The organism is Tenacibaculum skagerrakense, assembly GCF_004345825.1.
GTDB lineage: Bacteria > Bacteroidota > Bacteroidia > Flavobacteriales > Flavobacteriaceae > Polaribacter > Polaribacter skagerrakensis.
Genome location: NZ_SLXM01000005.1, coordinates 202,694 through 214,828 on the forward strand (window position 1 = coordinate 202,694; position 12,135 = coordinate 214,828).

Consider the following 12,135-nt stretch of genomic DNA (forward strand, 5'->3'; position numbering starts at 1 on the left):
TGGAATTCCATCTGCTTTTTTGTTGTTATGAGTAATATTTATTTCCTATCGTACATTTTTTCATACAAGTCTTTATAAATCTCTTTAATAACGCTTCGCTTCATTTTCATAGTAGGAGTTAAATGACCGCTATCTACAGTCCACTCTTCATCTGTTAATTCAAAACGTTTAATTTGTTCCCATTTTCCAAAGTTACAGTTACACTCATCAACTTCTTCTTGCAAACGAGCGATAACCTTTTCATTAGTAACTAGTTTTTTAGGGTCTGTGAATTCGATATCATTTCTACGTGCCCATTCAGCTATAAAATCAAAACTAGGTTGAATAAAAGCTGTTGGCATTTTTTCTCCTTCACCTACAACCATAACTTGCTCAATAAATCTAGATTGCTTTAACTTATCTTCTAATAAAGTTGGAATGACATACTTACCTCCAGATGTTTTAAACATTTCTTTTATACGACCAGTAATACTTAAAAAGCCATTTTCTACTTTACCTTTATCTCCAGTATGGAAATAACCGTTTTTTATAACTTCAGCAGTACGTTCAGCATCTTTATAATATCCCATCATTACATTTGGTCCTTTCACTAAAACTTCGTCTTCCTCAGAAATTTTAACTTCTACACCATCTATAATTCTACCAACAGTTCCAATGCGAAAACCTCCATCACGTACATCATTTACAGAAACTACCGGAGAAGTTTCAGTTAAACCATATCCTTCCATTACAGGCATACCTGCAGCAGCAAAAACTCTTGCTAAACGAGGTTGTAAAGCAGCACTACCAGAAACCATAATTTTTAATTCACCACCTAAAGCAGCTTGCCATTTTGAGAAAATAAGTTTTCTTGCTAATCCCAGTTGTTTTTCATACCACCAACCGTTTGCACCATATGGTTGATATTTTAAACCTAGATCAATAGCCCAGAAAAATAATGCTTTTTTAATTCCAGACAATTCAGTTCCTTTTGCATAAATTTTATCATAGATTTTTTCATACAATCTTGGAACAGCCGTCATAACATTTGGCTTTATCTCTTGTGCATTTTCGCTTAATTTTTCAATAGATTCAGCAAAATATACAGATATACCACAATATTGGTATAAATAAAGAATCATACGTTCAAAGATGTGACATACTGGTAGAAAACTTAAACTTTTACCTTGTCCATGATCTACAGGCACTCTTTTAGAGCTAGCCAATACATTAGAAACAATATTGTTGTGAGAAAGCATAACACCTTTGGGTCTTCCGGTGGTTCCTGAGGTATAGATTAGGGTCGCTAAATCCTCTGGTTTTACAGCTTTTTTTCTTGCTTCAACTTCGTCTTGATTACTATTATCATCACCAAGTTCTAAAACTTCTTTCCAGCTCTTTTCTCCTTCTATCTCATCAAATGTAAAAACTCCTTTTAGCTTAGTGTTACCTTTGATTTGGTTAAGTTTTTCAACAATTGTGATGTCTGATACAAAACAATATGTAGCTTCAGAATGATTTAAAACATATTCGTAATCTTCCTTTGATATAGTAGGATAAATTGGAACATTTTGAGCTCCAGTTTGTAAGATTCCGATATCACAAATATTCCATTCTGTTCGGTTATTGGTTGAAATTATTGCAATTTTATCGTTTGGTTGAACTCCTAATCGAAGTAAACCTCTACTGATAGTATTTGCTTTTTCCAGATATTCTTTAGTAGAAACAGATTCCCAATTACCGTTGTAATTTGTAGTTAGTGCTTTTTGAAGATTGTATTTTTCCAATTGATAATATGGAAAGTCAAAAAGCCGAGTAATTTCAATCGACATATGTACCTTAATTTGTTACGCACAAATTAAACAAATAAACTTGGTTGTACAAAAAATGTTTTCTACTGAATTACTGTTTTTTAGGTCTCTTTTTTAACAGTTTTTCAACATAAATGCTATGAAAAAAGAGAAAAATCAAAAAATAATGCAAAAAAATTAAGTTACATCCATATAGTAAACAACCCCTAAAAATCGACTTTTTAGGGGTTGTTTTGTAAGATATAAGTGTATTATTTCTTATTAAATTCTTTAATTAGTTGTTTAATTTTTTCTTTATTAGAAACTGCCAATGCTTCTTCATAAGTTTGGTAAGGATCTGGACTAACAACCGGTTTTCCAGCACCTTTGTCTAACAAGAAACTAAAATCAGTTCCAAATTTTACTTGTGCTTGACCATGACATCCCATGCATCCCCCCATATTAAACTCTTTTCCGTCAGCTATTACATTTTTAACAGCTACATCAAATGGATCTGCAAATGAACCATGGAAATTAGTTAATTCTAAGTCAGATTCAATCACAAAATTTGCCATAAAATAATTATTATCACCAGTTCTATCTTCATAGTTAATAGGAGTTCCTTGTACACCAATTAATTGATAGTATTGCCATTTAGATTTGCTGCTGTTAGTCGCAATCATTTGTTGAACTTTAGAATTTACTTTTTGAATTGTTTCTGGAATTACTCTTTCAATTACGGGATTTAAACGATGAGGATCCTCATCTTTATATTTAACGCTGTCTACAACTACACCACCAATACCAATAGTTTGAAAATTTTTGTTTCTTTCATCAACTTGTTCCCATGAAGCAAAAACAAAAGTAGGATTATTTGCTGTTTTACGAATTATGTGCATTCCAATTAACGCAAACTTTTTAGTAAACGCATTTGAATATTTTTTTGTTCCCACTAGAGAATCTTTAAAGTATACAACTTCTTTTACCATATATCTCGATGCATCATCTTTAGACGGATCTAACTCTCTAAAAGCTAATTTTATTTCAATTGCACCTTGGTTTTGGGCATCTGTGGAACAAGGTAAACATACATATCCATCTTGTGTGTTTTGATCAGAAGCACACATTTGTTGTGGAGTTAATCCTTTTAAACGAGCTTTAAAAGCAGTAGTATCATTACTTTTATCAACAGCTTTGTATAAATCAGTATCAGTTGGAAAATATTTTTTAAGATAGTTATATTCAGCTAAATTAGTTTTTGCGGAATAAAGCACCTCAAATTCTTTTTCATGAGCAAAGACATATGCTGATCCAATTTCGTTATCTTCATCAAGAATATTCCAGTAATTATCTAAAGGAACAGGGTTAGTAACATTTACAGTAGTTGAATCAACAAAAGTATAATATGGAGAACCTTTACTTAAATCTTTAGTTCTTTTACCATTTGCAGGTCTTAACTCAGATCTGTGAATATATGTTTCCCAAACACTAAGAAAATTTTCTCCTGTATCGCTAGTATAATCCCAACTTGTATCTGGAGTAGTCCTTAAACTATCTTTCCCATAAGAAGATTTCCAGTTTAAGGCAAAGAATTCTTCCCAAGCAAATTTTGCTAATTCTTCTTGAGTGGGATCTGCTGGTGTATCGACAGGTAAGTTGTAGGATATCGTAATATCTGAAGAAAGACCAGTAGGAGTTTCTGCAAGTATAACAGGATTACTATTAGTTGGTTTACAATTCATTAGTAGAAGTGTAGTGAATAACAATAACAACGTTATTTTGTATTCAAAGTTTACGTTTTTTAAAGTCATGATTAGGTTAGTTTTTAATGATTTAGTAGCTTAAAAATAAGTTATTTAAGATTAAAATAATAAGCTTTTTCCTTGAGAGAGCGGAATTAAATCATGAATGCTGTTTTTAGTGGAATAAAAAAGATAGAAAGTATGTAAAAAGAAAATCGGCTAGAATATATATCCTAACCGACTTCAATAGTCAATAATAAAATCCCCAATCAACTATATTAGTATTATTAAAACGATGATTATTAGCCTATATTGTTTAAAATTTTTGTTAAAATTTCACACCCTTTTATAAGCTCTTCATCAGAAATAGTGAGCGGTGGAGTTAAACGTACAGCGCGTTTTTCATATAATAACCAAAAGAGTATTAAGCCTTCCTCCAAGGATTGCAAAATTACTTTATCAGCTACTTCTGGTGATTCCATAATTAAGGCTAACATTAACCCTTTTCCTCTAATTTCTTTTATTTTAGGATGTTGTAAATGTGTTCTTAAAATTTGTTCTTTTCGAAGAGCTTCTTTAGCCAACTTTAAATTGTTGATTTCTTGTATAGTAGCGTTGGCAGCTGCAGCTATAACAGGATGACCTCCAAATGTTGTAATATGTCCTAGTTTCGGATTATCCTTTAGAGTGTCCATAATTTCATGAGAAGCAATAAACGCACCAATAGGCATTCCGCCACCCAAACCTTTACCAGTAATAAAAATATCAGGAATTACATTGTAATTTTCAAAACCCCAAAAAGTTCCAGTTCTAGCAACACCTGTTTGAATTTCATCTAAAATTAGTAAAGCGCCAACTTCTAGGCATCTTAACTTAACTTTCTTTAAATAGTCATTTTTAGGTTCTATAAAACCAGCCCCACCTTGAATAGTTTCTAAAATTACTCCTGCAGTTTTTGAAGTTATTTTTTGGATATCTTCTTCGGAATTAAACTGAATGAATTTCGTTCCAGGAACTAATGGTCTAAAAGCACGATTTTGTTGTTCGGTTCCACAAACACTCATTGAGCCAGCAGTATTACCATGGTAAGCATTATTAGCGGCAATAATTTCAGATCGTTTAGTGTATCTCTTTGCTAATTTTAAAGCTCCTTCAGTGGCCTCAGTTCCAGAATTTACCAAATAAACAGTAGATAATGATTCAGGAAGCGTGGCTGCTAAAGATTTACACAATGCTAATTGAGGTTCTTGAATAAATTCACCATACACCATAACATGAGTGTATTGTTGAATTTGTGCTGTAATGGCTTTGTTTACATTTTCATTGCAATGCCCAACACTATTGGCAGAAACTCCAGCGACAAAATCTAAATAAGCTTTATTGTTTGTATCAAAAATATAACTGCCCTTTGCATGAGTAATTTCGATAGCAAGTGGGTGAGGAGTAGTTTGTGCTTGATATTTTAAAAAATCTTTTTTCACTCTTCTTCTAAATCTGGTTTAGATTTCTTTTTATTTTTTTTATTTAATTCTGAGTTTAAAATTGCTTTAGCATTTTCAACTTCCTGTAGTTTTTTTCTAGGCTTCTTAGCAACATTTTTATCTTTTATAAAAATGTCTTCCATAGTTTTAGGCTGTTCATCTTCTCTCCAAACAAAGCCTCTAAACTTTCTGTCTTCTTCAGGAAACTGCGATGGAGGATATGTTTTTCCTTCAGTTTCTTTGAAATATTTTGTTTGAATTACTTCATTGTTTTCAAACGTAAATTCAATATCACTGGCAATTTCTTTCGTAATGGTTTCTAGTTTTTGAGTATCCTCATTTCTGTTATAATACAAAGATTCTGCGTTTCCTTTAACCAGCATAGTTCTTAAATCATTATCCTTGAACTTACCATACATATTTCGCCCTTTAATTTGATTGAAATTATTTGGATCTAAAGAGTCTTTTTGAATAATAAATGAATTGCGTAAAACTTTAAGCGAATCTAGTTCATTGGTAGTTTTATTGGTTTTGAAAAGAATACTATCACCTGTAATTTGACTTTTACCAGACCAAAGAATTGGATCTACAAACATTTGAGTTAAACCTGTAGCTTGGTTAGTATGAATAGAATCACATTTTCCTTGTAAATTTTCTTTAAAAATTTTCACGTTATGATAGGTTCTTATAATTCTTTTTTCAGGTTTACCTGTTACAAGTATTGTATCTCCATGTATGTATAGAGAGTCTTTTTCAAAAATAGAAATAGCGACAGGCTTTTTTATAATGAAAAGAGAATCTTGTAACTCAAAAATTTCGGCATAATTACCTTTAACCACTAACTTTTGAATGGTGTCAATTACTTTTATTCTATTAGTTGCGGAAGCAAAACCTCTTTTTTTATCATAGTATAAACTATCAGCTTCTACCGTTTTATCTTTAGAAAAGAGTTTAGCATTTTTCACAAAATAGGAAACATCTCTATTTGTGTCAAAGAATCCTTTCTCTGCATAAATTTTAGTACTATCTTTTAAATTAAATACAGTTGAAGGTCCATATATGTAAGCTAAGTTTGTAGAAGTATAATAATCAAGATGATCAGAATTCAAAATATTTTCTGGATTTACTACATTAACTTTTGTCTTAGCTGTAAACTTTTTGTCTTGCAGATAATAAGTTCCTTTGTTACTAGTAAGGGTGTTCTTTTTATCTTTAATAACTCCTTTTGAAGGATAAAATAATACCTGTTCTGTTCTATTAAAATATAAGGTATCCGTTGAAAGCTTCATTTCTTTATCGTTCACTTCAACATTACCCCAAGACTTGGCAATTTTAGTATTCGCATCATAATTGGCGTAGTCTGAATATTGAATAATACTATCACCTTGTTCAATAACTACCTCTCCGACAGCTTTGAAAATGTTTTTTTCTCTATATAATAATGCTCTCTTACAATCGAGTGTTGCTCCTTCATGAGCAACTTTTACATTACCAATTAATATAGTAGCACCTGGATAATTTTTTTCATCAGCAGTAGATAATTCTGAGGATAAAATTTTAATCTTTTTTGTTTGAGCAGTGGTACTCAATATAGCTAGTAATGAAAAAAAAAGAAATACTCTCTTCAAATTTTTAAAATTTTGATACGCAAAAATAATGAAAAGACTATGCCATTTTCTTAAAATAACATGAAAAAGATTATAATCAAATTATAAACTACCCTTTTGTATAGTAATAATACTTTACTATGTAGTTATCTTTGAGTAAAACTTTTTGATGGAACCTAGATACATTAGAAATAGAATTTATTTATCCCCAGAAGAACAACAGAAAATAAAAGATATTCCAATTTTATTGGGAGGCTCTGGAATAGGAAGCGTAATTGCTGAATGTGCTTTACGTTTAGGTTTTGAAAATATTACGATTGTAGATGGGGATCAAGTAGAGTTGTCTAATCTAAACCGACAGAATTATACTGTTGACGATATATCCAAAGATAAAGTAATAGCTATACAAGAAAGGTTACAAGCTATTAATCCAGAGGCAAGTATTAAAGTTCATAATGAGTTTTTAAGTGTTGATAATGTAGAAGCATTCATTAAAAATTATGACATAGCTATAAATGCTTTAGATTTTACAACAGATATACCATTACAGTTTGATAAACTTTGTCAGAAAAATAATATAACCGTATTACATCCATACAACTTAGGCTGGGGTGGAGTAGTAGCTGTTATTACTCCAGATGGATTAACATTAGAATCTATTGCTAAACCTAATGAAAAGTTCAATGAAATTCAAATGGTAAAGTATATAACTAATTATTTGAAATTTTGGAGAGAGCCTCAAGTTTGGATAGATAATGTATTAGAACAATATTTAAATGAAGAGGAAAAACTTTCTCCTCCTCAATTATCAATTGGTTCTTGGATAGTTGCCAGCATGTGTGTACATGTAATGTATAATGTAGCAACCGAAAAGCAAATTAAAAAATTCCCAGAATTTTACTTTTCTTCTATTTATATGAATTAAATAAGTTTGTTATTTGTTGCATATACAATTGCTTCTGATATATTGGCTACTTCTAATTTTTCAAAAAGCTTTTTTCTATGAAACTTAACGGTATCAGGTGAAACATAGATTGATTTTGCGATGTCGTTTATAGTAAATCCTCTAACAGAATATCGTAACACCTCTTTTTCTCTAGTTGTAAGACTAATTTTTTCTTCTTCTTTCCAATAATCATCTTCAAGATTATATTTGAGAATTTTATTTTCTCCTTTCTTATATACTTTTATATTACCAGATTTTTGTTCATTAGAAAGTGAGATGATACAGATAGCTTTCCATAATTTTCCAGTTCTAGTTAAGAACAAAGGTGTAAGTTTTTGATTGATCAAAATCTTCTTTTCTTCTTTGTTTTTAAGGTGAAAATCATATGAGATTGTATAATCTAACCGTTCTTCAATAGGAAGTGTATCATAAAAATCAAACCCTATGGTATTAATTTTTAGTAGTAGATCTAAATCTTCTTCAATAACATATTTAAAATAAAAAGCATAGCCCATTTCTTTAACTTCTTCTGGTGTATGTCCAGATAGAAACAAAGGATTCTCTGAAACATATTCAAATCCTTTTTTTTCATAGTCTATAATATATATGCTCTTGTAAGTAGTTCTGGCAAACGCTCTAATTGGAGCCAGATAGTTTTTAGTTTGATTTATATCCTCCTCAGAAATAGCATTTATACTATTTTTAAGGGAAAAGAAATCATTCACATTCTTATCCATTCAGCTTTTAAATTTCGGGTGACAATCAAATTTAAACAAACTTCTGGATAAAACAATTAAAAACTACTCAAAAGGGTAGTTTTCCCCTGAAAAACAAAGGACTACACTTTTGTGTAACACTAAGGCTTTGATTACTAGGTAGCTTTGGAAGTATAAAAATCATCAACCATGCTACTAGAAAATAATTTTATCAATCAAGAAAGAAACAAAATAATGAGTTTAGCTGAATTCGTTGTTTTAGAGAACTACAAACATCATTCTAATGGAAGCTTGCCAATTACTTATTATGAAAGCATTGAAGCTTTATATAATGAAGAAATTAATTATTTAGATAATTCTCAGGTTTTCATTTCTAGAAATGTTTATGGAGACATTTTAGGAACTATTAGAGTTTTAAAGTGGAACTATAAAGATGAATTGCCTCTTGAGAAAATTTTCGGTATAAATCCTTTAGATGTTATAGGGAATACGGTATTAAAATCAGTTTGGCATATAGGTCGTTTTGCTATAAAAAAAGATGTTAGAAACATCAATCTGTTTAAGAAATTAATGGTGCAGGCTATTGCTCCAATATGTAAGAGTAAAAACTCTGTAGCTTTTGCAGAGTGCGATAGCAAGTTGTTGAGAATAATGACAGCTATGGGAATTAAAGCTACAGTTATAGGAGAGTCAATAAATTACTTAGGATCAGAAACAATTCCAGTTTGTTTTACCTATGAAGGTCTTATAGATTTTTACAACAAGAATAAAAAATTGCTAAACACAAGAGAAATCAATCCTCGTCAATACGATATGGCTCCAAAAAAATCTGCATAAAAACATCCCCTGAATCTAAATATCACCCAAGAACTTATATACCATGAAGATAGTACAGTTTATAGTATTAGTATTACTATGTTTTAAAATTACTTATGCACAAACAATAGAAGGAAAAGTTACAGACTCTAACAAAGAGCCAATAAGCTTTGCCAACGTTGTAGCTCATAAATCTGCAGATGACAAAATTATTGGAGGTATAATAACAGATGAAGACGGAACTTTTTCGTTAAAAATCAATTCGTTAGATGAATTTTACATAACCATAAGTTTTTTAGGCTTCGAAAAGAAAACGATATCAACCACAACTATACAATCTACACCAAACTTAGGAGATATAGTTTTAAAAGAACTTAGTAATAAGTTAGATGAAGTAGTTGTTGAAGCTAGAAAGCGATTGATAACCAGAAAAAGTGATCGATTAGTATTTAATGTAAGTCAGTCTTTATCTTCAACAGGAGGAGATATGCTAGATGCCTTACGAGTTACACCTGGGATAAAAGTTCAGAATGATGAACTATTTATGATAGGAAAAGACAATCTAAGAATTTTAGTTAACGGACGAATTTTACAAATTCCACAACAAGAAGTTTCAAACTACTTAAGTTCAATTTCTGCGGATGATATTAAAAGTATAGAGGTAATTACCAATCCACCAGCAAAGTATGAAGCAGAAGGAAATAGTGGTTTAATTAATATTATTTACAAAAAAGGAAGAAAGAACTCTTGGATTAGTAGAATTCGTGGAGTGTATACACAAGCTACCTATGGAAAAGGAAGTTTAAGTGGAAACTTCAATTACCAAAAAAATGCTCTTTCATTATCTTCTAACTTGTTTTATACCAATGGCTCAAAGTTAATTACAGATACAAACCAGTTTTATTTCCAAAATGAAACTTGGGATGGAGTTTATCCTAGAAGGTATTTTAGTGAGCCTTCGTTAAGCGCAAGACTGTCTTTAGATTATGATATTTCAGAAAGCTTTTTAATTGGAGCGCAGTATTTAGCAAGTTATGGAAGATTTAGAACATTAAATCCGAATGATAGGGTAAATGTATTCGATAGTCAAACTAATGATTTACTCAGAACTATTAGAACTAACTCGAATAATTTAGAGGAAACGCCTTCACATTCCTTAAATCTTCATACAGAGTTTAAATTAGATAGTATTTCAAAAGTTGAAGTTAATCTAGACTATTTCAACTACACAAATGATCAAGACAGAACTTACACTACTTTCAGTGAAGATAACGGAACGGTAACACCAGGTTCTTTAGACATTGGTAATAATATAGGAGATCAAGGTATTGATAATTATTCTATACGATTAGACATAGAATCACCATTAAAATGGGCCAATTTAAGCTATGGAGGTAAACTATCTTTTACTGAAACTAATAATGCAATTGCTTTTTTCGATTTAACAAGCGGTAATCCTGTTCAAGACAATAGTAGGTCAGACAAATTTACATACAAAGAAAATACACAAGCCTTATATTTTTCTTTAGAGAAAATGTTAAGCCAGCAATGGATGTTCAAAGGAGGCCTACGTTTTGAAAATACTACAACAGAAGGGAATTCGGAAACTTTAAATGAAGTCAATATTAATGATTATATGCGATTGTTTCCGACAATAAACATCAACTATATAGCTGGGCAAAATAACATCTTCTCTTTAGATTATAATAAACGAATAACAAGACCATCATTTGAATTTTTAAATCCATTTGAAAATGTTCAAAATCCGTTTACAATAGTTAGAGGAAATCCGTTTTTACAACCATCATTTTCAGACAATTTATCATTAACACATATCCATAAGCAAAAGTTAGTAAGCTCACTATACTTTTCTAAAGTAACCGATGGTTTTCAACAGTTAGCACAAGTAGATCCTAATACTAATATTCAAGAAATTTCCCCGCAAAATTATTACGAAACTACCAAAATAGGATTAACAGAATCATACACATTTACAAAGTGGAAGTGGTGGGAAAGTGTAAACATTTTAGACATCCATTATAGTGATGCAACATCGTTAGTAGATTTTACAAATGCTGGAGAAAAAGGATGGAATACCTACTTAGCTACTAATAACAGTTTTGTTTTGAACAGCGAAAAAACAGTAATGGCTAGTGCTAATTTCTGGTATGCATTTCCTGGAGTCTATGACATCTACAGAACGTCTTCAACTTCAAATTTAGACTTGAGCTTAAAATTCTTTTTCCTGAACAAAGACTTACAGTTAGGACTGAATGCTTATGATGTTTTTAGAGGACAAAGAGTACGAGTAGAAGGAGAAACTAACAATGTAAATGTGGCTTTTAGAAACTATTTCGATACCCAAAGCTTTAGAATTTCATTGCTCTACAAATTCGGTAATAAAAAGATACGAGTTAAGCGTAAGAAGTTCGGAAATCAAGATGAAAAAGATAGAACTAAGAATTAATAAAATATAAAAATATTGTTTGCAAACATAGTCTGAAAAGAGTTTAGGACTATAAATAAAAAACTCATAATCAATAAATTAAATTTTAATAAAATGAAGAAAATTAAATTAACTAAGGGATTACAGATTAACAAAGACGCAGTAACAAAATTACAAGAAGATCAAATGCAAGACGTAAAAGGAGGTCAAGCAGCTTTATCATGCTTATGGAAGTCTTGTAACGGTAAAGAAGAAAAGTTAGAAGCTTAATAGCAGATCTAATTTTTAAGGGTAAAGATTAACCCATTATACTATTTCATTCTTTACCCTTTTTTCTAAAAATAATATTCACACTTAAATTTTAATAAAATGAAGAAAATTAAATTAACTAAAGGATTACAGATCAACAAAGACGCAGTAGCAAAATTACAAGAAGATCAAATGCAAGATGTAAAAGGTGGTAAAGCAGGTTTATCTTGTTTATGGAAATCTTGTAACGGAAGTACAGAAGATAAGATAGAGGCTTAGTACACTATCTGATTTATTAGGGTAAAGAACACCCATTATACTATTTCATTCTTTACCCTTTTTTCTAAAAATAACATTCATACT

The 12,135-nt window shown here is 30.6% G+C and carries 10 protein-coding genes; 5 read left to right on the forward strand and 5 right to left on the reverse strand.

Going from position 1 to position 12,135, the window contains the following annotated elements:
- Positions 1-38: 38 nt before the first annotated feature.
- The 4 genes from EV195_RS09970 to EV195_RS09985 all read right to left on the reverse strand — a co-directional run bounded on the left by EV195_RS09970 (position 39) and on the right by EV195_RS09985 (position 6,620).
- Positions 39-1,811 carry an AMP-dependent synthetase/ligase gene (locus EV195_RS09970; protein WP_132794802.1) on the reverse strand — a complete coding sequence of 591 codons (1,773 nt, stop codon included), beginning with the start codon at positions 1,809-1,811 and terminating at the stop codon, positions 39-41.
- 230 nt (positions 1,812-2,041) lie between these two features.
- On the reverse strand, positions 2,042-3,511 hold the full coding sequence (locus tag EV195_RS09975; protein ID WP_132794803.1) for a hypothetical protein: 1,470 nt from the start codon (positions 3,509-3,511) through the stop codon (positions 2,042-2,044).
- 302 nt (positions 3,512-3,813) lie between these two features.
- Positions 3,814-4,992, reverse strand: a complete 1,179-nt coding sequence (locus EV195_RS09980; protein ID WP_132794804.1) for an aspartate aminotransferase family protein — start codon at positions 4,990-4,992, stop codon at positions 3,814-3,816.
- Positions 4,989-6,620, reverse strand: coding sequence for an OstA-like protein (locus tag EV195_RS09985; protein ID WP_132794805.1), 1,632 nt, complete (start codon positions 6,618-6,620; stop codon positions 4,989-4,991). Before EV195_RS09985 ends, EV195_RS09980 begins: the two co-directional genes overlap by 4 nt.
- 148 nt (positions 6,621-6,768) lie before the next feature.
- Here EV195_RS09985 and EV195_RS09990 point away from each other — a divergent pair, with 148 nt between their 5' ends.
- On the forward strand, positions 6,769-7,524 hold the full coding sequence (locus EV195_RS09990) for a HesA/MoeB/ThiF family protein (protein ID WP_132794806.1): 756 nt from the start codon (positions 6,769-6,771) through the stop codon (positions 7,522-7,524).
- Here the strand turns inward: EV195_RS09990 and EV195_RS09995 are convergent.
- Entirely contained in the window at positions 7,521-8,282 is a 762-nt protein-coding gene (locus EV195_RS09995; protein ID WP_132794807.1) for a response regulator transcription factor, read from the reverse strand. The genes EV195_RS09990 and EV195_RS09995 overlap by 4 nt on opposite strands.
- A 168-nt stretch (positions 8,283-8,450) precedes the next feature.
- On the opposite strand from EV195_RS09995, the gene EV195_RS10000 reads away from it, so the two are divergent.
- The 4 genes from EV195_RS10000 (at position 8,451) to EV195_RS16685 (ending at position 12,051) form a co-directional block, all read left to right on the forward strand.
- Positions 8,451-9,098, forward strand: a complete 648-nt coding sequence (locus tag EV195_RS10000) for a hypothetical protein (protein WP_132794808.1) — start codon at positions 8,451-8,453, stop codon at positions 9,096-9,098.
- 43 nt (positions 9,099-9,141) lie between these two features.
- A complete protein-coding gene (locus tag EV195_RS10005) occupies positions 9,142-11,544 on the forward strand; it encodes an outer membrane beta-barrel family protein (protein ID WP_132794809.1) in 2,403 nt (800 codons plus the stop codon).
- 93 nt (positions 11,545-11,637) lie between these two features.
- Positions 11,638-11,793: a class I lanthipeptide gene (locus tag EV195_RS16680; protein ID WP_165915709.1), complete on the forward strand. Its 156-nt coding sequence runs from the start codon at positions 11,638-11,640 to the stop codon at positions 11,791-11,793.
- A 99-nt stretch (positions 11,794-11,892) separates the two neighbouring features.
- On the forward strand, positions 11,893-12,051 hold the full coding sequence (locus EV195_RS16685; protein ID WP_165915710.1) for a class I lanthipeptide: 159 nt from the start codon (positions 11,893-11,895) through the stop codon (positions 12,049-12,051).
- Positions 12,052-12,135 lie beyond the last annotated feature (84 nt).

Bases quoted from the DNA above. Each gene is read 5' to 3' on its own strand.
- EV195_RS09970 (WP_132794802.1), bottom strand. From the start codon at position 1,811: ATGTCGATTGAAATTACTCGGCTTTTTGACTTTCCATATTATCAATTG.
- EV195_RS09975 (WP_132794803.1), bottom strand. From the start codon at position 3,511: ATGAATTGTAAACCAACTAATAGTAATCCTGTTATACTTGCAGAAACT.
- EV195_RS09990 (WP_132794806.1), top strand. From the start codon at position 6,769: ATGGAACCTAGATACATTAGAAATAGAATTTATTTATCCCCAGAAGAA.
- EV195_RS09995 (WP_132794807.1), bottom strand. From the start codon at position 8,282: ATGGATAAGAATGTGAATGATTTCTTTTCCCTTAAAAATAGTATAAAT.
- EV195_RS10000 (WP_132794808.1), top strand. From the start codon at position 8,451: ATGCTACTAGAAAATAATTTTATCAATCAAGAAAGAAACAAAATAATG.
- EV195_RS10005 (WP_132794809.1), top strand. From the start codon at position 9,142: ATGAAGATAGTACAGTTTATAGTATTAGTATTACTATGTTTTAAAATT.
- EV195_RS16680 (WP_165915709.1), top strand. From the start codon at position 11,638: ATGAAGAAAATTAAATTAACTAAGGGATTACAGATTAACAAAGACGCA.
- EV195_RS16685 (WP_165915710.1), top strand. From the start codon at position 11,893: ATGAAGAAAATTAAATTAACTAAAGGATTACAGATCAACAAAGACGCA.